This is a genomic window from Marivita cryptomonadis (genome assembly GCF_002115725.1).
Taxonomy (GTDB): domain Bacteria; phylum Pseudomonadota; class Alphaproteobacteria; order Rhodobacterales; family Rhodobacteraceae; genus Marivita; species Marivita cryptomonadis.
On sequence record NZ_JFKD01000005.1, the window covers coordinates 73,317 to 93,461 of the forward strand.

General features: G+C 59.6%; 24 protein-coding genes. 14 read left to right on the forward strand and 10 right to left on the reverse strand.

Going from position 1 to position 20,145, the window contains the following annotated elements; translation table 11 throughout:
* Positions 1-253 precede the first annotated feature (253 nt).
* The 3 genes from MCRY_RS07055 to MCRY_RS07065 form a co-directional block, all read right to left on the reverse strand.
* The gene (locus MCRY_RS07055; protein ID WP_085628789.1) at positions 254-1,090 is read right to left on the reverse strand and encodes a 3-oxoadipate:acetyl-CoA acetyltransferase; all 837 of its coding nucleotides are present in this window, start codon (positions 1,088-1,090) and stop codon (positions 254-256) included.
* A 76-nt stretch (positions 1,091-1,166) separates the two neighbouring features.
* Entirely contained in the window at positions 1,167-2,009 is an 843-nt protein-coding gene (locus tag MCRY_RS07060; RefSeq protein WP_244897888.1) for a sugar phosphate isomerase/epimerase family protein, read from the reverse strand.
* Entirely contained in the window at positions 2,006-2,989 is a 984-nt protein-coding gene (locus MCRY_RS07065; RefSeq protein WP_085628791.1) for a fatty acid desaturase, read from the reverse strand. The genes MCRY_RS07060 and MCRY_RS07065 overlap by 4 nt, the downstream gene beginning before the upstream one ends.
* 203 nt (positions 2,990-3,192) lie before the next feature.
* Between MCRY_RS07065 and MCRY_RS07070 the strand changes: the two genes are divergently transcribed.
* From MCRY_RS07070 to MCRY_RS07125, 12 genes are all read left to right on the forward strand, one after another.
* Entirely contained in the window at positions 3,193-4,323 is a 1,131-nt protein-coding gene (locus MCRY_RS07070; RefSeq protein ID WP_085628792.1) for a lytic murein transglycosylase, read from the forward strand.
* A 4-nt stretch (positions 4,324-4,327) separates the two neighbouring features.
* On the forward strand, positions 4,328-4,777 hold the full coding sequence (locus MCRY_RS07075; protein WP_085628793.1) for a hypothetical protein: 450 nt from the start codon (positions 4,328-4,330) through the stop codon (positions 4,775-4,777).
* Positions 4,778-4,949: 172 nt separating this feature from the next.
* The gene (locus tag MCRY_RS07080; RefSeq protein ID WP_085628794.1) at positions 4,950-5,774 is read left to right on the forward strand and encodes an urease accessory protein UreD; all 825 of its coding nucleotides are present in this window, start codon (positions 4,950-4,952) and stop codon (positions 5,772-5,774) included.
* Between the two features lie 3 nt (positions 5,775-5,777).
* Positions 5,778-6,080: an urease subunit gamma gene (locus MCRY_RS07085; RefSeq protein ID WP_085628795.1), complete on the forward strand. Its 303-nt coding sequence runs from the start codon at positions 5,778-5,780 to the stop codon at positions 6,078-6,080.
* 41 nt (positions 6,081-6,121) lie between these two features.
* Complete coding sequence (locus tag MCRY_RS07090) at positions 6,122-6,301, forward strand: hypothetical protein (protein WP_085628796.1); 180 nt, start codon at positions 6,122-6,124, stop codon at positions 6,299-6,301.
* Complete coding sequence (locus MCRY_RS07095) at positions 6,298-6,603, forward strand: urease subunit beta (protein ID WP_085628797.1); 306 nt, start codon at positions 6,298-6,300, stop codon at positions 6,601-6,603. Before MCRY_RS07090 ends, MCRY_RS07095 begins: the two co-directional genes overlap by 4 nt.
* Positions 6,603-6,917 (forward strand): hypothetical protein, encoded by a 315-nt coding sequence (locus tag MCRY_RS07100; RefSeq protein WP_085628798.1) that lies wholly within the window; start codon positions 6,603-6,605, stop codon positions 6,915-6,917. Before MCRY_RS07095 ends, MCRY_RS07100 begins: the two co-directional genes overlap by 1 nt.
* A 1-nt stretch (position 6,918) precedes the next feature.
* Positions 6,919-8,679: an urease subunit alpha gene (gene ureC, locus MCRY_RS07105; RefSeq protein ID WP_085628799.1), complete on the forward strand. Its 1,761-nt coding sequence runs from the start codon at positions 6,919-6,921 to the stop codon at positions 8,677-8,679.
* A gap of 93 nt (positions 8,680-8,772) precedes the next feature.
* Positions 8,773-9,213 carry an urease accessory protein UreE gene (locus MCRY_RS07110; protein WP_085628800.1) on the forward strand — a complete coding sequence of 147 codons (441 nt, stop codon included), beginning with the start codon at positions 8,773-8,775 and terminating at the stop codon, positions 9,211-9,213.
* Positions 9,185-9,835 (forward strand): urease accessory protein UreF, encoded by a 651-nt coding sequence (locus tag MCRY_RS07115; protein WP_085628801.1) that lies wholly within the window; start codon positions 9,185-9,187, stop codon positions 9,833-9,835. Before MCRY_RS07110 ends, MCRY_RS07115 begins: the two co-directional genes overlap by 29 nt.
* The gene (ureG, locus tag MCRY_RS07120) at positions 9,832-10,443 is read left to right on the forward strand and encodes an urease accessory protein UreG (protein WP_085628802.1); all 612 of its coding nucleotides are present in this window, start codon (positions 9,832-9,834) and stop codon (positions 10,441-10,443) included. The genes MCRY_RS07115 and ureG overlap by 4 nt, the downstream gene beginning before the upstream one ends.
* Positions 10,444-10,541: 98 nt before the next feature.
* A complete protein-coding gene (locus tag MCRY_RS07125) occupies positions 10,542-11,000 on the forward strand; it encodes an NUDIX hydrolase (RefSeq protein WP_085628803.1) in 459 nt (152 codons plus the stop codon).
* Positions 11,001-11,053: 53 nt separating this feature from the next.
* Here the strand turns inward: MCRY_RS07125 and MCRY_RS07130 are convergent, their stop codons facing one another.
* Positions 11,054-12,307, reverse strand: a complete 1,254-nt coding sequence (locus MCRY_RS07130) for a cytochrome-c peroxidase (protein WP_138488037.1) — start codon at positions 12,305-12,307, stop codon at positions 11,054-11,056.
* Between the two features lie 39 nt (positions 12,308-12,346).
* Here MCRY_RS07130 and MCRY_RS07135 point away from each other — a divergent pair, with 39 nt between their 5' ends.
* Both MCRY_RS07135 and MCRY_RS22580 read left to right on the forward strand, forming a co-directional pair.
* The gene (locus MCRY_RS07135) at positions 12,347-12,823 is read left to right on the forward strand and encodes a tetratricopeptide repeat protein (RefSeq protein ID WP_085628958.1); all 477 of its coding nucleotides are present in this window, start codon (positions 12,347-12,349) and stop codon (positions 12,821-12,823) included.
* A gap of 222 nt (positions 12,824-13,045) precedes the next feature.
* The gene (locus tag MCRY_RS22580) at positions 13,046-14,071 is read left to right on the forward strand and encodes a peptidoglycan-binding domain-containing protein (RefSeq protein WP_138488036.1); all 1,026 of its coding nucleotides are present in this window, start codon (positions 13,046-13,048) and stop codon (positions 14,069-14,071) included.
* 417 nt (positions 14,072-14,488) lie between these two features.
* Here MCRY_RS22580 and MCRY_RS07145 read toward each other — a convergent pair whose 3' ends face one another.
* The 6 genes from MCRY_RS07145 to MCRY_RS07170 form a co-directional block, all read right to left on the reverse strand.
* Entirely contained in the window at positions 14,489-15,547 is a 1,059-nt protein-coding gene (locus MCRY_RS07145; RefSeq protein WP_085628805.1) for a TRAP transporter substrate-binding protein, read from the reverse strand.
* A gap of 59 nt (positions 15,548-15,606) precedes the next feature.
* Positions 15,607-16,896: a TRAP transporter large permease gene (locus tag MCRY_RS07150; protein WP_085628806.1), complete on the reverse strand. Its 1,290-nt coding sequence runs from the start codon at positions 16,894-16,896 to the stop codon at positions 15,607-15,609.
* A 4-nt stretch (positions 16,897-16,900) separates the two neighbouring features.
* Positions 16,901-17,479, reverse strand: a complete 579-nt coding sequence (locus tag MCRY_RS07155; RefSeq protein ID WP_085628807.1) for a TRAP transporter small permease — start codon at positions 17,477-17,479, stop codon at positions 16,901-16,903.
* A gap of 70 nt (positions 17,480-17,549) precedes the next feature.
* Positions 17,550-18,056, reverse strand: coding sequence for a flavin reductase family protein (locus tag MCRY_RS07160; RefSeq protein WP_085628808.1), 507 nt, complete (start codon positions 18,054-18,056; stop codon positions 17,550-17,552).
* Positions 18,057-18,064: 8 nt separating this feature from the next.
* Positions 18,065-18,952 carry an aldo/keto reductase gene (locus MCRY_RS07165; RefSeq protein ID WP_085628809.1) on the reverse strand — a complete coding sequence of 296 codons (888 nt, stop codon included), beginning with the start codon at positions 18,950-18,952 and terminating at the stop codon, positions 18,065-18,067.
* The gene (locus MCRY_RS07170; RefSeq protein ID WP_085628810.1) at positions 18,952-20,106 is read right to left on the reverse strand and encodes an LLM class flavin-dependent oxidoreductase; all 1,155 of its coding nucleotides are present in this window, start codon (positions 20,104-20,106) and stop codon (positions 18,952-18,954) included. Before MCRY_RS07170 ends, MCRY_RS07165 begins: the two co-directional genes overlap by 1 nt.
* Between the last annotated feature and the right edge of the window lie 39 nt (positions 20,107-20,145).

The following is a 20,145-nucleotide window of genomic DNA, read 5'->3' on the forward strand; positions in this document are numbered from 1 at the left end:
CAGCTGAGACAATTGAACCCCCGCATCCCGAATGCGGGGGTTTTTCTTTTGTCGGTTGGTGGCTGGATACAAGGTACGTCGGCGCATATTGCGCGTATCGTCAACGGAACACCGTCGCGCTTATTGTCCGGTACGTGCCTTGATGCGTTGATGCATCGGCTGTTTCCATTGATGGAAACGGGCGGGGTGCCCCCGTCCGCCAACGGCGGCCACGCCCCAAAGTATTTGTGAAACAACGAAGGTCACGCGTGGGTCAGGCGACCTTGCGCAACCCAAGCATCTCACGCGCCTGCTGCCACGTGGCGACTGGGCGTTCATATTTCTCGCAGAGATCCACCGCCCGTTTGACCAAAGCGGCGTTCGAGGGCGCAAGCGTGTTGCGATCGAAGCGGATATTGTCCTCGAGGCCAGTCCGCGCATGGCCACCAGACGAGATCGCCCATTCGTTCAGCACGATCTGGTTCGGCCCGATCCCGGCGGCACACCAAGGCGTCGTGTCACCGAACAGCCGCTTAACCGTGTGGATGTAGAAATCGAACACTTCGCGATCCACGGGCATTGCGTTCTTCACACCCATGACAAACTGCACATAGGGCGTGTCCTTGATTTCTCCGGCCTGATGCATCGCCGCGGCGCGGAAGATGTGCGACAGATCAAAGGCCTCGATCTCGGGCTTGATGTCGTACGCCTTCATCTCCGAGGCCAGCCACGCAACCAGATCAGGCGGGTTCTCATAAACACGGGTCGGAAAGTTGTTCGACCCAACCGACAATGACGCCATATCAGGCCGCAGCGGCAGCATCCCACCGCGTGTCTGTCCGGCGCCAGAGCGACCCCCGGTGGACAATTGCACGATCATCCCGGGGCAGTGCTTTTCGACACCTTCCTTGAGACGCGCGAATTTTTCCGGATCAGAGCTTGGCGTCTCATCCTCATTGCGCACATGGGCGTGCATGATGGTGGCACCTGCCTCAAAGGCTTCATGCGTGCTTTCGATCTGTTCCGCGACAGAGGTCGGAACCGCGGGATTGTCGGCCTTTGTCGGCAATGATCCTGTGATGGCGACGCAGATGATACAGGGGTTGGTCATATGATCGAGCTGTCCTTGGAACGCATTGGCGCGCACTTTGGCAGGAAACGCCCGGGTGTCAAATCTGTTCAGCCGGTCAGGTGTTGCCGCCCAAATCCGCCCAGATCTCGCGCACCCAGTGTTGGATCACCTGTGCCTCGTCCCAGCGGTTCGACATCTCGCGCCCGTCCGGGCCTGTCATCGCATATTCGGGCGGGCCAAGCTCGCAGACGAAGATGCAATCGCCAGAGGCGTTTCGGCTGCGCCAATCCGCCATGCCTTCGCGCCACCAGCTCTTGAAGAGGTCGACCCATTTCTGATGCTGCGGGAAATCCAGTTGCAGCTGGATCTGCTGACGGCTTGCCACGCGACCCTGAAAGCTGTCCGAGCGTTTCAGGACGCGGCTGATCAGCCCAAGGTCATGATCCGACAGGGGAAACCAGAATTCCCGGTCCACCACGTAATGGGACAAGTCCGCACAGATGCGCATCTCGGGGATGCGGTCGAGCAGTTGCAATGTCGTGTAAAGGTCGTTGGTGATGCAGTTGCGGTGAGTCTCGAACTGGATCGGCATACCGATGCGGTCGGACATCGCCATCCATGTCTCGATCACCGGGATCATGTCGTCCAAGGCAATCGGCATCACCTGACCGATCACATCGACAAACGGCGCGCCAAAATCGACGGCCATGTGCAGAGTGTCTTCAAGGCTTTCAATCGTCTTGGGGAAGGCCACAATCAGCGGCGTCAGGCCGTTGGCCTCCATATGCGGGCGCACGGCATGGGCAACCGCTACATCTGACGCACCCAGATCAATCGCCATGCCGTCGAAGCCGGTACCGGCAACCATCTCGCAGACCTGATCATAGGGCAGTTTCACGCCCGTCTGGTCATGCGGCTGCATCGCCCAGAGCGAGGTGTAAACCTGAAGCCGCCTCACTCGGCAGGCACCCGGCGGGTGCGGCCGCCTGACATGGGCACGATCCAGACCTCGTTCATCGGGTATTGGCTTTCGTCCTTGGCCATCAACTTGCGGATCACCTCGATCTGGAACTCGATCCAGCCCATGCGGTGCACCTCACCAGCGGCTCCTTCGATCTTGTCGTTCAATTCGCGCAGCTTCCAGAACGGCACGGCGGGAAAGGTGTGATGCGCGGTGTGGTAGGGCATCTGCCAGCAGAGCCAGCGAAAGAACGCGTTGGTGCGGGTGGACCGGGTGTTTTCAAGGATGTCGTTCTCGTGGCTGAGCCCCAGATGTTCGATGGTGTTCTGCAACTGATGCACAGGCTTGGTCAGGACCATCGGGATCAGCCAAAAGGTCAGCGCAGCCCAGCTTCCCGTCACCAGCGACATCACCGCGACCCCTGCATAGAGCCCAATGTGGATACGGCTTTCGCGAATGACCTTGGCCTCTTCCTCAGGCCGGATGAACGGCTCCACGATCACACCCCGCGCCCTGCGCACCACGCCGAACACCCGGTTCCGCCAATAGGTGATGCCCGACAGCCAAAGCAGGTAGGTGGTTAGCGTATAAGGTTCGCGCACCAGCTCTCCGTCGCGTTCCCAATCCTGCGTGTACTGGTGATGCGCGAAATGCATGACCTGGTCATAGTCACGCGGGAAGATTTGGACGAACCCGATGATCCTGCCAAATATCTCGTTGAGGCTGCGCGTCTTGAACACAGTTGCATGGCTCAACTCGTGCTGTGCGGCGTAGAGGAAGTTGATCAGCACACCTAGTGCAAAACCTGTAACCCAGACCCACCCCGTGCCCATCGCCTGCGCATGCAGCACGCCGACGATCAGGATCGCACCCAGATGGCTTCCCATCTGGATCGCGCCCTGCATGTCCGAACGTTCCGTCAGACTGCGCAGTTCAGTTGGTGTCAGCAGTTTACGGCGTGAGAAGCTGGCCTCCATCGGGTCCTCCTGAAGACTTTGCGCCAGACTGGCTGGGATTCGTGCAAAAGAAAAGTCTGGTGATGGGCTGGACCAAGGCTCTGTTAAGGGGTGCCGGATTTGCGGGCATCCGCGCAAAACCCCTGCTGTTTAAGCCACCCATTGTGTGACAGGCGACTTGGCCTCACAATACAATCAAAACGCATCAAGAGGTGAGCAGACCGATGCAGATCAATCGACGCCTATTCGGGCTGGGGCTTTTGGGCCTTGGCCTGTCCGCATGTTCCCGCGCGGTGCCGGGAAGCGTGAGCACCAGCACCCCAACAGGGCTGCCCGCCGATCTGCGGCCCGTTCCGAACGCGGCCTATGACTCCTGGGTGACATCGTTTCGGGGCAGGGCGGCGGCGCAGGGGATTTCCCAAACCACGCTGAGCGCAGCCTTTCGCGGCACCGGTTACCTGCCGGGCGTGGTCACACGCGACCGCAATCAGACCGAATTTAAACGCAGTCTCGAAGACTATCTGGCTATCGCAGCATCCGATGAACGCGTTCAAAAGGGGCGCGCCGCGTTTGCCCGCCATCGCGGAACGCTGAACGCATTGGAAAGCCGTTACGGCGTTGATGCGACAATCATCTGCGCCATTTGGGGGCTGGAAAGCTTTTACGGCGAACGGCGTGGCGAAGTCCCTGTGATCTCGGCCACCTCGACCTTGGCCTTTGACGGGCGGCGCGGTCGGTTTTTCGAACAACAGCTCATCGCAGCGTTGCGGATCATCCAGAACGGCGACATCCCAGCCTCGCAAATGACCGGAAGCTGGGCAGGTGCCATGGGGCATACGCAATTCATCCCGACCTCGTTCCTGCAATTCGCAGTGGATTATACCGGCGACGGGCGGCGCGACATCTGGTCGGATGATCCGACGGATGCTTTGGCCTCTGCCGCCGCTTACCTGCAACGCAACGGCTGGCAGCGGGGCGTCTCTTGGGGGAGTGAATCGCCCAATGGGTCTCTGCAGCCGCAACCGGGCGGGCCACGCTTTGCCACTACTGCGAATTTTCGGGTCATCAAGCGCTACAACAACTCCGACGCCTATGCGATCGGGGTCGGTCACCTGTCCGACCGGATCGGCGGGGCAGGGCCTTTGCGGATGGAATTTCCACCCGACGCAAATGGGCTGACCAAATCGGACCGGATCACCTTGCAACAACGCTTGACCGCACGGGGCTTTGACACGCAGGGGGCAGATGGCGTGATTGGGTCTAACACCGAAAGCGCGATCCGTGCTTATCAGACCAGCCGTGGATTGCCTGTCACCGGTACGCCGTCGCAAGCCTTGTTGCAAAGCCTGCGCTAGCCCGGTGTTTCGTGTTTTCGGATGGCTGCGCAACACGGTTCTGTTGATATGGCTTTGCGGTGCCTTGGCGGTCAGTGCGCTGGCGCTCGGGGTGCAGGCGCTGACGCTGTCGGCACAAGTCGCGTCCGCAACAGCCAGCGCATCAGCCGCCGCTTTGGCACATCGCAAGGAACTCGCCCGCGTAGTGGCCAGGACCAAGGCCAAGGCGCGGCTGCGTCGCGCGCTGGTGGCGATCCCGGTGGTCGGTGCTGGCGCCGCTGTTGCCTTCGAGACCCAGGATTTCCGGGAATGGCAGGCCGAAAACCCCGATGGCACGTTTGGCGATTATTCCTGCGAGGTGGCCGCGCTGAGCGCCGAGGTAGTGGACGAGGTTTTGCAGGACTTGCCGGATGGGTTTCGCCCGTCCCGCGACATGATGCTGAACCAACTGCCCGAATGCGCGCCAGAGTCGTGATGCTGCTGATTCATTTTTGATTGGATAATGTGCGAAATTCAAACGGCCGCCCAATTTGTGGGCGTTCAGTTTTGAAGACCCCCGCGATTGGTGGCGCAATACGCCTGTTTTGAGGTCGCTCCGCGAAATGAGTTGGAACTCGGCTGCGACGGATTGTTAGCGTGCCGACAACATGACTCATTTGACCGCCCTCACCACCTTGCCGCCGCGATCCCATGGCAAGCTGCACATCGCCGCCAAAGCGCGCGCCGATGGGGTGTCGGCGCTGGCCGATCTGCACCAGACCGGATCCGCCAAGATTTTGATGACCCCGGCGCGGGATGCGGTTGAAGGCGTGATCCTGAACACCTCCGGTGGGCTGACGGGTGGCGATACATTATCCATTGCCGCCACTGCACAGACGGGTTCGCGGCTTCGCCTGACCACGCAAGCTGCGGAACGTGTCTACCGCACCGCCGACGACACCACCGCACGGGTACGCAACCTCGTGACAGTTGAGTCCGGAGCGCGTGTCGATTGGCTGCCGCAGGAAACCATCCTGTTCCAAAACGGGGCGTTGCGCAGGTCATTGACCATCAAGATGGCGTCCGACGCCCGCCTGCTGGTGGTGGAACCCGTGCTCTTTGGCCGCTTGGCCATGGGTGAGGTGGTCACGCAGGCCCGCTTTGCCGACAGCCTGACCTTGGAACGTGATGGAGAGCAGGTGTTCCGCGATGCCAGCACTTTGAACGGTGACATCACCGCCCTCCTCGACAAACCCGCGCTGGGCGGCGGTGCGCGTGCCATGGCGCTGGTGGTTTTTGCAGCGCCGGAAGCCGAGGCACATCTTGATCCGATCCGCGCGATGCTGCCGCCCACGGCTGGTGTGTCGCTTGTACGGGCGGGTGTGCTGGTCCTTCGTGCATTGGCGGAAGACGGGTACGCGCTGCGCCGCACCCTCATTCCTGTTCTTGATCGGCTGAGTGGTGACGCCCTGCCGCGATCCTGGAGACTATAAGACATGAACCTCACCCCCCGTGAAAAAGATAAGCTGCTGGTTGCCATGGCGGCCATCGTGGCGCGCAAACGCCTTGAACGTGGCGTGAAGCTCAACCACCCCGAAGCGATCGCGCTGATCACCGACGTGGTGGTCGAAGGTGCGCGTGATGGGCGCAGCGTGGCTGACATGATGCAGGCGGGCGCGCAGGTGATCACGCGCGACCAGTGCATGGAGGGCGTGCCCGAGATGATCCACGAGGTGCAGGTGGAGGCGACGTTTCCGGACGGCACAAAACTGGTGACGGTGCACAATCCGATCCGTTGAATTTGCATATTTGTAAAAAGAAGAAGCGAAAGGGTTTTGAAATGAAAAACGGTCTTGCTTTGGCTGCTGCGTCCTTGGTTTGGGCGTCCTCTGCGTTGGCGCATCCCGGCGCCCATGTGCACCCGCATGATGGTGCGCATTGGTTGGCGATCGTCAGTGCGCTGGGCCTGATCGCTGTGGCAGGCGGGTTGGCCTTCGGCAAAATCCGGAAGCGCAAATGATTCCCGGAGAGCTGTTTCCAGCAGACGGGTCGCTGACCCTGAATCCTGACCGCCCGGCGATCACGCTGATGGTGGCGAACACGGGCGACAGGCCGGTTCAGGTGGGCAGCCATTACCATTTCGCCGAAACCAACCCGGCTTTGGATTTCGATCGTGACGCCGCGCGCGGCCACAGGCTCGATATCGCGCCGGGCACCGCGGTGCGGTTCGAACCGGGTCAGCGCCGCGAAGTTCAATTGATTCCGCTGGGTGGTGCGCGCCGGGTCATCGGCTTTAACCAAAAGGTCATGGGAGACCTCTGATGGCGAAAATCGTCACGGCAATGGATTATTGGATCAATGGCCTGCAATTGAGCTTTGTGATGGCCGAGGCGCAAAGCGTCATCGCCATGCGGGCCATGGGCGCGGTTGGGCTGTGGTCGGTGCCAAAATCCGAGAACAGCCGCATGCTCAACGAAAAGGTCTTTGCCTTTGTCAAAGGCACAACAGACGCGTCGATTGCTGCAATCGCCGGCAAGTCTCCGGACGTGGTGGTCGCGCTTGCGATCAAGCCGATCCGGCAGGCGACCCGTGCCAATCACAAACGCCTGACGAAACGTGGATTGAAGAGGGCCTGATATGCCAGCACAGATCAAACGCGCCGATTACGCCGCCATGTTCGGTCCCACCGTGGGTGACAAGCTGCGGCTTGCGGATACTGACCTGATCATTGAGGTTGAACGCGACCTGACTGCCGAAGCCGTAGGCGCGGCGACAGCCGGGGGCAGCGGTGCAAATGCGCTGGTTTACGGCGAAGAGGTCAAGTTCGGGGGCGGCAAGGTGATCCGCGACGGCATGGGCCAGTCGCAGGCCACGCGGGCCGAGGGCGCAGTGGATACTGTGATCACAAACGCGCTGATCGTGGACTATACCGGCATCTACAAAGCCGATGTCGGCCTGCGCGATGGCCGCATCTACAAGATCGGCAAGGCGGGCAACCCCGACACCCAGCCGGGGGTGAACATCATCGTTGGACCGGGAACCGAGGCGATTGCCGGTGAGGGCCGCATCCTGACCGCTGGCGGGTTCGACAGCCACATCCACTTCATCTGCCCGCAACAGATCGAGGACGCGCTGCATTCCGGCCTGACCACCATGCTGGGTGGCGGCACCGGCCCCGCGCATGGCACATTGGCCACCACCTGCACGCCCGGCCCGTGGCATATCGGGCGCATGTTGCAGGCTGCCGATGCGTTTCCGATGAACCTTGCCTTTGCGGGTAAAGGCAATGCTTCCCTGCCAGCCGCATTGGAAGAGCAGGTCAAGGCAGGCGCCTGTGCGTTGAAATTGCACGAGGATTGGGGCACCACCCCCGGTGCCATAGATTGCTGTCTGACGGTGGCCGATGCGATGGACGTGCAGGTGATGATCCACACCGACACGCTGAACGAGTCTGGCTTTGTCGAACACACCGTCAAAGCGATGAAGGGCCGCACGATCCACGCCTTCCACACCGAAGGTGCAGGCGGCGGACACGCGCCGGACATCATCAAGATCTGTGGCGAAGAACACGTGTTGCCGTCTTCGACCAATCCGACACGCCCCTTCACCGTCAACACGCTGGAAGAGCATCTGGACATGCTCATGGTGTGCCACCACCTCGACAAATCCATCCCCGAAGACATCGCCTTCGCCGAAAGCCGCATCCGGCGCGAGACCATCGCGGCGGAGGATATCCTGCACGACATGGGTGCGTTTTCGATCATCGCGTCCGACAGTCAGGCGATGGGCCGCGTGGGCGAGGTGATCATTCGTACCTGGCAGACCGCCGACAAAATGAAAAAGCAGCGCGGTGCGCTGGCCGAAGAAACCGGCGACAACGACAACATGCGCGTGCGCCGATATGTGGCGAAATACACCATCAACCCGGCCATCGCCCACGGCATCAGCCGCGAGATTGGCAGCATCGAGGAAGGCAAGCGCGCCGATCTCGTGCTCTGGCATCCGGCGTTCTTTGGTGTGAAGCCCGAAATGGTACTGATCGGTGGCACGATTGCCTGTGCGCAGATGGGCGACCCCAATGCGTCGATCCCAACCCCGCAGCCGGTTTATACCCGTCCGATGTGGGGGGCCTATGGGCGCAGCGTCGAAAACTCTGCCGTGATCTTTGTGTCCGAGGCGGCGCAGGCGGACGGCATCGGCGAAAAGCTGGGGATCGCAAAAAAGACGCTCGCAGTGCAGAATACGCGCGGGATTGGCAAATCAGACCTCAAGTTGAACACCGCAACACCGAAAGTCGAGGTGAACCCCGAGACCTATGAGGTGCGGGCGGATGGGGAATTGCTGGTGTGCGAACCCGCCGAGGTTCTGCCGATGGCGCAGCGGTATTTCCTGTTTTGATGACAAACGCCACACGAACCGAGGGCAGCGACCGACCGCGGGGGCAGTCGGGGGCCGCCCGTGCTGGGCGCTGACCTCATAAGGACCAACCACATGCTCACTGCCTCACACTACCACAACCATACCCACGGCACGCCCGCTGACCGTATCTCGCTCAGCTACGAGTCCCGCTTCTTGCGGCGGCGTGTCCTCACAACCGATGGCGGACTCGAGTTCCTGCTCGACCTTGAACAAACCACTTCGCTTGACCATGGCGGTGCGATCAAACTCGACGATGGGCGCGAGGTCGAAGTGGTCGCGGCCCCTGAACCACTCTTGGAAATCACAGGGGAGAACCTCGTCCGCCTTGCTTGGCATATCGGCAACCGACACACCCCCTGTCAGGTCGAAGCAACGCGCCTGCTGATCCAGCCAGATCATGTGATCCGCGACATGCTGGGAAAGCTGGGCGCGACGGTCACTGAACGTGTCGAACCTTTCACCCCGGAGGGAGGAGCCTACGGCCATGGACGGACTCATTCGCACGCCCACTGACCCGATCCTGACGCTGGCACAATGGCTGTCGCCGGGCTTTCCCATCGGCGCATTCGCCTATTCCAGCGGGTTGGAACAGGCGATTGCCGACAGGGTGGTGACACCCTTGACGGTCGAGGACTGGCTGTCGGATATGCTGCACGACGGCAACGGCGCAAGTGACGCCATCTTGATCCGCGCGGCGGCCAGCGGGATGGATCCGGTGGAAGTGGACCAAACCGCGCGCGCGTTCTGCCCCAGCCGTGAACGCCTGTTGGAGATCGACGCGCAGGGGGCTGCGTTCTGCGACCAGTTGCGGTCCAACTGGGGCATCGACGCCACCAACCTCACTTACCCGGTCGCCTTGGGCGTTGGGATCAGACACCTCGGCTTGCCACTGACCATGGCTGTGCAGATGTACCTCCACGCCTGGGTCGCCGCCGTGGTCGCTGCGTGCCAACGCCTGATGGCGCTGGGCCAGACCGAGGCGCAGCGGATCGTCGCTGCCTTGGCCCCGCTCTGCTCTGAAATTGCTGCGCAGACCGAAACTCAAACGCTTGACGATTTGACCAGCCAGAGCTTTGCTGCCGATATCGCAGCGATGCGTCACGAAACCCTCAGCCCAAGGATTTTCCGCACATGACCTCCCGCAATGGTCCCCTTCGTGTTGGTATTGGTGGCCCTGTTGGCGCAGGTAAAACCTCGCTCACGGCGGCGCTGGCAAAAAGGCTGAAAGACACCCATTCGGTGGGTGTGATCACAAATGACATCTACACGCAGGAAGACGCCGAGGCGCTGATGCGGATGCAGATCCTGCCGCAGGACAGGGTCATCGGGGTGGAAACCGGCGGTTGCCCCCACACCGCGATCCGCGAAGACGCGTCGATCAATCTTGCCGCCGTGGCCGAGATGGTCCGCCGTCACCCGGATGTCGAAGTGGTGTTGATCGAATCCGGTGGCGACAACCTGTCGGCCACATTCAGCCCGGAACTGGCTGATGTGACGCTTTATGTGATCGACGTGGCTGCGGGCGAAGAAATCCCGCGCAAGGGCGGTCCCGCACTGACCCGGTCGGATATTCTGGTGATCAACAAAACCGACCTCGCGCCGCATGTGGGCGCCTCGCTCGAGGTGATGGACCGGGACGCGACCAAGATGCGCGAAGGCCGTCCGTTCGTGTTCGCCGCCATCCGCCACGATCAAGGCGTAGATGAAGTTTTGGGACACCTTAAGCGTGTGTCAGGCCTTTGAGTGTGATACGCTCACCCCAAGTGAATTTGCAAAATTTATGGTTCTGGCGTATGTTGTGTGTGTAGCAGCAATAATAACTATAAATTGTGGGTGCTGATATGCCCGAAGTTGGAAAACAAATCGCAGCTCTGCCGATGCGGTGGAAAAAGGACGGAACCTTTCAGGTCCTGATGGTCACCTCGCGGGAAACGCGCCGTTGGATCATGCCGAAAGGCTGGACAATGGACGGCAAAAAGCCGTGGGCCGCAGCCGAGATTGAAGCTTTGGAAGAGGCTGGCGCGATTGGCTATATTGGTCAGGAAGTGATCGGCACCTACACCTACAAGAAAAAACTGGCGGATGGCACATCGCTGAAATGCGAAGTGGATGTCTATCCGATGGTTGTCGAGACGCTCAAACGCACTTGGAAAGAGCGGCATCAACGCAAACGTCGGTGGTTCAGCCCCAAAAGTGCGGCCAAGCGGGTGAGCGAGCCGAAATTGGCCAAGCTGCTCAAGAGCCTTGCCAAAAAGCCGTCACAGCAGCCAGTGATCCGGGAATTCCTCAAGGCCTCGTGATAGGGCAAACCCCGTAAAGGATTTAGCAAAACACGTCATCGCGTCTTGGCGCGTCAATCGACCGGCAGTCCGCTTGGAACCGTGGCCGGACGGCCCAAGGGGCGTTCCAATGCCGAGACCCCCGTCAAACTCTCGAGAAATGCCACCAAATCGTCCACCTGTGCCTCGCTCAGCGACACCGGACGCACGTCCAGCGTTGCCGAGCTGCGTTCCATTTCCAGCCGGTCCGATTGGATCACGAAGTCGATCTCTTGCAGCCACGGCACCTGCGGCAGCGCGGCCAACGCAGGTGTCCATTCGGCGCGCATTGTGACCGGATCTGCCATGTGCCGCACCATGTCCCGCAGGTGCGCATAGGCCCCATTGTGGCCGTAAGGCGCAGTCAGGGCTACGTTGCGCAGCGGCGGCGTGCGAAAGCGGTAGGCATCCTCCAGATCATCGGTCGCCCCCATCCGCCCCACATCGCGCGGGATCGGATCCCATTGCCGGGTGCGTCCGGGGCCAAAGGGGGGCAGGGCCATCGCGTGGAAGTCCTGATCGCTCAGAAGTGGTCCATTATGGCATTGCGCACAACGCGCTTCCCCAAAGAACAACTGCCGACCACGTTCGGCATCCTCGGGCAGGGGCGTGCCGTTGGTCAGAAACGCATCATAGGGGCTGTCGTAATTGGCCCATTCCGTCCCGATAAAGGCGGCCAGCGCATTGCCGATCTCGACGATGGTCACATCCTCGGGCCGGTCGATATGGTCGAACGCATCGACGAACATCTGGCCGTAGTCCGGGATCGTCCGCACCCGTTTGGCCAAGATCGGCCAGCCAAGGTCGATCCGATCTTTCACCGCACCGATGATTTCGTTCTCGCCGGTATTCCCGGCCATCTCGAACTGTGCGGTCATTGGGAACAGGGCCTGTGCGGCCAAAATGCTTTGCAATCCCTGTGGCAGCCATTCCTCGGCAGGGCTGTCAAACCCGTTGCCGTAGATGTCCGAGAATTCCAACCGCCCGTCATGGAACAGCACGCGCACATCCTTGTGCCCCAAGTTCCAAAGCGCAGGTGCATTGCGCGGGATACGTTTGGTGATCCGGTCCGGCCCGTCACCGGGGGTGCGCTTTGGCCCAAGTCCCGTGCCGCCTTCTCCGATGCCCAGCGACAACCCGTCGCTTCCACCAAGGTCATGATGATGGCAGGTTCCGCAGGAAATATTCCTGTTTCCACTCAGGATCTTGTCGTAAAACAGCAATTGACCCAGCCGCGCCTGATCTGCGTCAAAGGCGATGAAATCCTCGGCTGTTATCGGTTGCGCCACGGCCGCAGGTGCGGCCCACAACGCAAGGAGCAGACTGATATGTCCCGCCTTCGCCTGTTTGCCCTGTGTGTGCTTTTGGCCAGCCCTGCGCTGGCTGATATCGAAGACGCGCGCGACCTGATGGAAGAGGGGCGCTTTGACGAGGCGCGCGAGGCCCTTTGGCCCGCCGCGCGGTCCGGCAATGCCGAGGCCGAGGAACTGATCGGCGTCATGTACGCGCTGGGGCTCGGGGTTGAGCAAGACTACGTCCGCGCCTTCGATTGGTACCTGCGCGCGTCGATGAAGGGCCACCCCGGCGCGCAGTCGGGCATCGGCTGGTACTACGAGACCGGGCTGGGCCTGCCCGCCCCAGATCTGGTCCGCGCGTTCCTCTGGTATCAACTCAGCACCATCGGCGGAGACCCGGATGCGGCGATCTCGGTCGAGGAGGTGGTCAAGAAAATGACGCCGGATCAGATCGAACATGCGCAACAGCTCGTGGATGACTACAGGGTCTGGCTCTACCCGTTTCGGTGAGTGTTGCGGATTGCCCTAGCAGGGGCAAGTGGCAGGAGTGTGGCGGGTGCGTCTTCACAAGATTTGGAGTGTTGATTCAAATGTTCACTTTTTTCTGTTGGTTTGCGAAAAAATAATTAGGTTTCGTGTTGGGTAGCCTGATTGAGGCTATACGACACATTCGTTAGGATTGGTGTACGCAATTATTTCAAGATTGAGAGTTTTGAGCTGAGGATCCGGGTAATGAGTAATTCAAATGGAACGATGCTCACTGGGAGCGTTGGACGTGAGGGAAATAACCGGAAAGAAGATGTAGAGACGGTCCAGTCGCTGCTGAACTCACTAATGCCGATCAACAGGCTTAAACTAGCCATTGATGGTCGAAATGGACCAAAAACAATGGGCGCGATATCAGATTTTCAGACCAAGGTTTGCAAATTCCGTAAGGCTGACAGCCGTGTTGATCCTGGGGGCCGCACTTGGCTGGCATTGAAAAACGATGCATCCGCCGCGCTTTGGGCACAAGCATCTTCAATGGCGCCAGATATGCCGTCACGACCAGTTCAAGAATCTGTACCAATAGACGTTCCGCGAAGCACTGGGCTAGACCTGATAAATGACAGGTCAGCAATGGCAGTATTTTTTCCTCACCTCAAACAGAGGGAGGGTATCATTACGCATTTTTACTGTGATAACAAAGACCTTGTGACCATTGGAATTGGCAGTTTGGTAGACATGGACGGAACTCTCTCACAGAGAGACAACTTTGGTCGCTCACAATGTCGCGAATTGCTGAATACTTGGCGGGTCCAATTTCTAGAAAGTGATGGCAGTATTGCGTCCGAAGAGTCTGTATTTTCAGATTGGAAGCGCGTGCGGGATGGCAAGGTTGGCGCGAGGGCCAGTGCAAATATCGCTCGTTTGCGAATTTCCAAAAGTTCAGCCGAAGCACTTGCGCGTAAACAGATTGCGTACTTTGCCAATGGAATGTGTCGCAAATATCCATACGCACGGCAATTACACACTTGGATTCAGATGGCATTGATCGATACCCGCTGGAATCCAGCCAAGCGCAATCCTTGGGGCACTACATCCTTGGTGAATAAGATGTGGAAATTACTTGATATTGGCAAACCTACTTTTGATCCGATCGGAGCTCACGCACTGTTTGTAGAAGGATGGAAGGGTCGAGGAACGCCTGCTTATCAGGTTAGAGTAGCTTGGCGAAATGAACGTTTTCTGGAAGGAGCGATGAGGATGATTGCCTGAGCTCGAGAAGGTACAAAGAGGGTGTCCGCACGCCCCATTTCCAACCCGTTAACCACCTCTCCCCCATACCCTCCGCCACAAAGCGCTTTGAGCGGGTAGGGTCACTCCCATGCCGCGACACCATGAACTGACACCCTCTCACATGCCGGAAGGCTGACCATGAGAGACCGGTTTCCGTACAGGCTTGGGTCTCCCCCAAGTACAGGTCGCCCGTTAAATCGGGGATGTTGAGAGAACCGTCAGGTCCATAAGGGCGGCGCCGCTTCTTCTCTTTTACACCGTCATCCTCGGGCTTGACCCGAGGACCTCAGACCGAAGAGATCCTCGGGTCAAGCCCGAGGATGACGATACCTTGTCTCTACATATAAAAAGGCCCCGGAGTTTCCTCCGAGGCCCCATTGTGCAGTGCAAACCGGATCAGTTCAGATCGGCTTCGTATTCTGCCGCCAGATCGGCCTCTGCCTCGGCCACCGCTTTGGTCAGCGCTTCAAAGATTGCCGGACCGCCATCGACATTTGCCTGGAACCAATCGAACACAGGCGCCGCCGCATCGCGGAAGGCCGCTTTCTCTTCGGGTGTCGGCACGTAAAGGTCACCGCCGCCTGCGACGAAATCCTCATAGGCCTGGATCGACTTGCGCTTGGGTGACGCGAATGTCGCCTGCTGGAGGGCTGCAAAGCCGTCGACCACGACGCGGCGCATGTCTTCGGGCATGTCCATGAACTTGGCGTTGTTCATCACCCAGATCGCGCCCATATAAGCGTGACCATCAAGCGTTAGGTACTGCAGGCCGGCATCCGGGAATTTCATGCCCATGATGTCGGTGATCCCGTTCTTCGATCCGTCGACCACACCGGTCTGGAGCGAGGTGAACAGTTCAGGCCAGCTGATCGGGGTTGGGGCGGCACCCAGTACCTTGACCAGTTCCTGCGGCAGATCGGCGACCACGGTGCGGATCTTCAGCCCTTCGAGGTCGGACGGCTGGGCCACACGGCGCTGCGTGTTGGCAAAGTTGCGCCAGCCGCCTGTGTTGCCGATGGTCATGATACGGATCGTGTCGCCGCTGTCTTCCAGCGCCATGTTGCGCATGGTGCGGGTGAAATCGCCCGACAGCACGTGCTCCGCCACGCGGTCATCCGACATGAGATACGGCAGGTCGAGCACCTGAACATAAGGGAAGATGCCCGCGGCACCGCCCGAGGTCGTCACGAACACATCGATGGACCCGTCAGACACACCCTGCAGACATTCTGCCCCGCCCGAACACAGCTGCGTTCCGATGAACAGCTCGACGGCAATGCGGCCGTTCGAGGCGTTCTCGACATGGTTCTTGAACACGACAAGACCGTCATAGTCTTCGTCGTTCTCGTTTGAGTTCGCCGTGGCGCGGATGGTGAAGTCCTGCGCGGCTGCGGTGATGGCGCTGCCTGCCAGCAGTGCTGCGGTCAGGGCCGCTGTGGTAAGACCTTTGAGCATAAGTGTTCTCCCTGTTGCTTTCTCTTGGTCGGTTACACGGGCCATGTGACCCGCAGATGTCAGTCCGCAAATCCGGTGAGGCGCGGAATGGTCATGGATATTTCGGGAATGAAGGTGATCAGGAAGATCACCACGATCTCTACCGCAAGGAAGGGCAGGATCGCTTTGGAAATGGTTTCGACCCGTTCGCCCGATACGCTTGATGCGACAAACAACACAAGGCCCATCGGCGGGGTGGCAAGACCCACAGTCAGGTTCACGGACATGATGATGGCAAAGTGAATAGGGTCCACGCCAAGGTCGACAAAAATCGGCCCTAGGATCGGCCCGAGGATGATAATCGCGGGCCCTGCATCAAGGAACATGCCGACGACAAACAGCAGAAGGTTGATCAGGAACAGCAGGATCAACGGGTTCTCGCTTAGCCCCAACACGAACTCGGCGAGGATTTCAGGCGTGTGCGACAGCGACACCACTGTCTTGAACGCCATCGCCGCGCCCACAAGCAGCAACACGGTCGCCGATGTCATGGCCGCCCGCATGAACACGTCGGGCAGATCTTTGATCTTGAGCGTGTTGAGCACGAACATCCCAATGAGGATCGCATAGCCCACCGCAACAGCGGCAGCCTCGGTTGGGGTAAAGACACCGCCAAGAATGCCGCCAAGAATGATGACCGGGGTCATCAGTGGAAAGAACGCTTTGAGCGAGGCATCGCCTCGTTCGCCCCAGCTTGCCTTGGTACGTGAGGCGGGGAAGTCGTATTTGTCGGCCATGAACTTGACCATGATCATCAGGCCGACGCCCACGAGGATGCCGGGAATGATGCCAGCAAGGAACAGCGCGGCCACGCTTTCGCCCATGACATACGCATAGATGATCATGATGCCCGAAGGTGGGATGATCGGGCCGATGACGGAACTGGCGGCGGTGATCGCGGCGGCGAATTTGCGGGTATAGCCCTCTTTCTCCATCGCCGGGATCAGCATGGACCCCAAGGCGGATGTGTCGGCGACAGCAGAACCGGACAGACCAGCGAACAGCATCGAAGACAACACGTTCACATGCGCCAGACCGCCCCGGAAATGGCCCATCATCGCCTGGCTGAACTCCACCAGCCGCATGGTGATGCCGCCGCGGTTCATCAATTCGCCCGCCAGCATGAAGAACGGGATCGCCATCAGCGGAAAGCTGGCCATGCCGTTATAGACGTTACGATACAGCAGGATCAGATCGCGCTCCTGACCGTTGAGCCATAAGAGGATGCCCGGTGCAGCCAGCATACCGAAAAAGACGGGCAAGCCAATCATCAGGAACAGCAGGAACAGAGGAAGGAACCAGACCAGCATCAGCTTACTCCGCCGTCAATTCGGCATCGAAAGCAGGCCGCAAGCGGTCCTCCCCTCCGGCCAATGTGATGAAATTGCGCAGGATCAATTCGATATTGACGATGAAGAGCATCCAAAGGCCGACAACAAGTGACCCGATTTGCCACGAATTCGGCATCTTCACCCAGCCGTCGGGTGTCGGGTACTTGAGCGAGGCGCTCTTGAATTTGCCGGCAAGGCCCGACATCTCGCTCAGCCCCATCTGCGCCCCGATATACAGGACCATTCCCGAGATCAGCAACAACACCAGCGCCAGCACGGCGGCGCCTCGCTTGGGCAGGGCAGAGGACAGGATTTCAAGCGCCACAAACCCACCGCGCCGATAGGCCGAGGGCGCAATCGCGGCGGTCATCCAAAGCATGAGGAAAATCGCCAATTCTTCGGGCCAAGGCAGAGCGTTGCCCAGAACGTAGCGGCAAAAGACCTGAAGAAGGATCGCACAAACCATCAGGCCGATCGCCGCAACCGCGATCCAGCGCCCAAAACGCAAAACAATGTCGAGCACAACTTCCAATGGCTTCAACAGCCAGAGCAAAATGGCCATCAGGCCTCCTCCCAGTCCCACACCGGCCTCCCCGCCGGTGGCCCCGTTTGTTATGTCTTATCGGGGCGGTTTATGTCGCTTCAGTAAATCCTCCGTAGCGCCCGCTGAAAAACAAAAGCGGGTCTCCTTCTCGTGTGGTCACGCGGCGCACCCGCGCGATGACGATCGAATGGTCGCCGCCATCATGTTCGGCGACTTTTGTGCATTCGAACCGGCTCAGGCAGTTGTTGAGCAGCGGCACGTTGTGATCGCCCATTTCCCAATCGAAGTCGTCAAAGGGATTGCCGTTGCGCGCAAAGGCGGTGCACAGGTCGGCCTGTTCGGCGCCCACGACGTGGATCGCGAAATGATCAGCGGCCATGAAAAACGGATAGCGGCTCGAAGATTTGGCCGGCGACCACAGCACCAAAGGCGGGTCAAGCGACACGCTGGCAAAGCTGTTTGCGGTGATGCCCAGCGGTCCGTCGCCTGCATCGCAGGTTATGACGGTAACTCCAGTTCCAAAACGGCCAAGGGCCGCGCGAAACTCGCGGCTGTTGTCCTGTGCGGGGTCAAAACTATGCGTCAAGGCGTTCATCGCGTGTCTCAGGCCACTTCATGGCCAAGGGCGTGGGTGTAAAGGTCAAACCATGTCTCCCGGTCGATCTGTATCTTGGCAGCATCGCCGATGCGGGCGATGCGGTCCAGATTGTTGGTGCCGAGGACAGGTAGAATGCGGGCGGGATGCGCCAAGAGCCACGCAATCGCCACCGCTGCGATTTCAACGTCATGCTCTGTCGCGATGTTTTGCAGCGCGCCGTGCAGGCCGGACAGTTTGGTGTCGAACAAAGCGCCACCGCCCAAAGGCGACCACGCCATCGGGGGCTGGCCGTTCTTCTGGTGGAATGCGATGTCGCCATTGGTGAATGGCGTGTGGTGCAAAAGGCTGATTTCGATCTGGTTGGTCACCAGTTGGGTTTTCATGCCCGATTGCAGCAATTCCCAATCCCACGGGCGGAAGTTCGACACACCCACCGCGCGGACCTTGCCGCTTGCCACAACCTCGTCCAGCGCGGAGCCGGTCTCGTGGTGGTCCATCAGCGGGTCGGGGCGGTGGATCAGCAGAAGGTCGATGTGGTCGATCTTCATCAGACGCAAAGAATGGTCGACCGAAGACAGGATATGCGCGCGCGAGGTGTCGTAGTGCTTGACCTTCGCACCGGCATAGCGGCCCGCCGGAGCCACGATATCGCATTTGGTCACGATCTCGATCTGATTGCGCAGCTCGGGCGTAAGCGCGGTGCCGAGGATTTCTTCGGCTTCATAGCCACCGTAGATATCCGCCTGATCCATCGTCGTGATACCCTGATCCAGGCACGCGCTGATCTTGTTGCGGATGTGGTCCACGCTGGTGTCGGCGTCGTCACCCAGCCGCCACATGCCATAGACAAGGCGGCTCATTTCAAGGGCGTCGTTGAACTTAACACGATCCATTAGCGGCGGACTCCGTTTCCAAGGGGGGTTGCGGGGGTGCCGTTCGGCACGCGCCCATAAGCTTCGTTCAGTTGTACGGTCTTCAGTTGCGGCAAGACTCGGCTGCCGAAATGGCGGCATTCATCCAGATGCGGATAGCCCGACAGGATGAACGCGCGGATGCCCATCTTTTGGTACTGTTCCAACTCGCTTAGCACTTGATCGGTGGACCCGACCAGCGCCGCACCGCAGCCCGAGCGCGCCCGGCCCACACCGGTCCATAGATGCGGCTCAACGAACCCTTCCATATCAGCAAGTTCGCGATTCTTGGCCTGATGTGACACCCCCAATGAGGTGGCATCCAGCGCGCGTTCGCGGATTGTCTTTCCCTGATCGTCATCCAGCTGGCTGACGATGTGCTGCGCGTATTCGCGGGCTTCGGCTTCGGTGTCACGCACGATGACATGCACGCGCAGACCGTAATCAAGTGTACGGCCATAGCGTTCGGCCACGGCGTTCACGTCTTTCATGCGCTGGGCCAGCGCGTCTTTGGGTTCTGGCCACATCAGGTAGACGTCGCAATGCTGACCGCAGAGTTCGAGCGCATCGGGGGAATAGCCGCCGAAATAGAGCAGAGGTCCGTTCGTCTGGTAAGGTGCAGCAGGATCGGTGGTCAGACCTTCGAAATTGTAGACGTCACCCTTGTAGGTGATCTCGCCTTGGGTCCACGCCTGTTTCAGGATCTCGACCACCTCGCGCGACCGCTGATAGCGCAGTTTGCTGTCTTCTTTCTCGCCCGGGAAATCAGAAGAGATGATGTTCACCGTCAACCGGCCTTCTAGCATGTGGTCCAGCGTGGCAATGGTGCGGGCGAGCATGATTGGCTGCATTTCCCCACACCGCACAGCCGCCAGCATGTTGATCTTGTCTGTGATCGGCGCGCAGCCTGCGACAAAGGACAAAGTGTCCTGGCCGACTTGGTAGGAGGAGGGGCATAGGATGTTGCGAAAGCCCTGCGCTTCGGCCTCTTTCACTATGGAGGAGCAATGCGCAAAGCTTGACCGCAGATTGCCATCTGGCACGCCAAGAAATTCGTAATCGTCTGAACACAGCGCCGCGAACCACGAAACCTCAACCGCGTCGAGGTCGGGAGAGGTGATCGGCACGATGGTCATAAGGTGTCTCCGGAAGGCATCATTTCTACTTGCGTAGCA

Bases quoted from the DNA above. Each gene is read 5' to 3' on its own strand.
- MCRY_RS07055 (WP_085628789.1), bottom strand. From the start codon at position 1,090: ATGACCAACCCCTGTATCATCTGCGTCGCCATCACAGGATCATTGCCG.
- MCRY_RS07065 (WP_085628791.1), bottom strand. From the start codon at position 2,989: ATGGAGGCCAGCTTCTCACGCCGTAAACTGCTGACACCAACTGAACTG.
- MCRY_RS07070 (WP_085628792.1), top strand. From the start codon at position 3,193: ATGCAGATCAATCGACGCCTATTCGGGCTGGGGCTTTTGGGCCTTGGC.
- MCRY_RS07080 (WP_085628794.1), top strand. From the start codon at position 4,950: ATGACTCATTTGACCGCCCTCACCACCTTGCCGCCGCGATCCCATGGC.
- MCRY_RS07085 (WP_085628795.1), top strand. From the start codon at position 5,778: ATGAACCTCACCCCCCGTGAAAAAGATAAGCTGCTGGTTGCCATGGCG.
- MCRY_RS07090 (WP_085628796.1), top strand. From the start codon at position 6,122: ATGAAAAACGGTCTTGCTTTGGCTGCTGCGTCCTTGGTTTGGGCGTCC.
- MCRY_RS07095 (WP_085628797.1), top strand. From the start codon at position 6,298: ATGATTCCCGGAGAGCTGTTTCCAGCAGACGGGTCGCTGACCCTGAAT.
- MCRY_RS07100 (WP_085628798.1), top strand. From the start codon at position 6,603: ATGGCGAAAATCGTCACGGCAATGGATTATTGGATCAATGGCCTGCAA.
- ureC (WP_085628799.1), top strand. From the start codon at position 6,919: ATGCCAGCACAGATCAAACGCGCCGATTACGCCGCCATGTTCGGTCCC.
- MCRY_RS07110 (WP_085628800.1), top strand. From the start codon at position 8,773: ATGCTCACTGCCTCACACTACCACAACCATACCCACGGCACGCCCGCT.
- MCRY_RS07115 (WP_085628801.1), top strand. From the start codon at position 9,185: ATGGACGGACTCATTCGCACGCCCACTGACCCGATCCTGACGCTGGCA.
- ureG (WP_085628802.1), top strand. From the start codon at position 9,832: ATGACCTCCCGCAATGGTCCCCTTCGTGTTGGTATTGGTGGCCCTGTT.
- MCRY_RS07125 (WP_085628803.1), top strand. From the start codon at position 10,542: ATGCCCGAAGTTGGAAAACAAATCGCAGCTCTGCCGATGCGGTGGAAA.
- MCRY_RS07135 (WP_085628958.1), top strand. From the start codon at position 12,347: ATGTCCCGCCTTCGCCTGTTTGCCCTGTGTGTGCTTTTGGCCAGCCCT.
- MCRY_RS22580 (WP_138488036.1), top strand. From the start codon at position 13,046: ATGAGTAATTCAAATGGAACGATGCTCACTGGGAGCGTTGGACGTGAG.
- MCRY_RS07145 (WP_085628805.1), bottom strand. From the start codon at position 15,547: ATGCTCAAAGGTCTTACCACAGCGGCCCTGACCGCAGCACTGCTGGCA.
- MCRY_RS07150 (WP_085628806.1), bottom strand. From the start codon at position 16,896: ATGCTGGTCTGGTTCCTTCCTCTGTTCCTGCTGTTCCTGATGATTGGC.
- MCRY_RS07155 (WP_085628807.1), bottom strand. From the start codon at position 17,479: ATGGCCATTTTGCTCTGGCTGTTGAAGCCATTGGAAGTTGTGCTCGAC.
- MCRY_RS07160 (WP_085628808.1), bottom strand. From the start codon at position 18,056: ATGAACGCCTTGACGCATAGTTTTGACCCCGCACAGGACAACAGCCGC.
- MCRY_RS07165 (WP_085628809.1), bottom strand. From the start codon at position 18,952: ATGGATCGTGTTAAGTTCAACGACGCCCTTGAAATGAGCCGCCTTGTC.
- MCRY_RS07170 (WP_085628810.1), bottom strand. From the start codon at position 20,106: ATGACCATCGTGCCGATCACCTCTCCCGACCTCGACGCGGTTGAGGTT.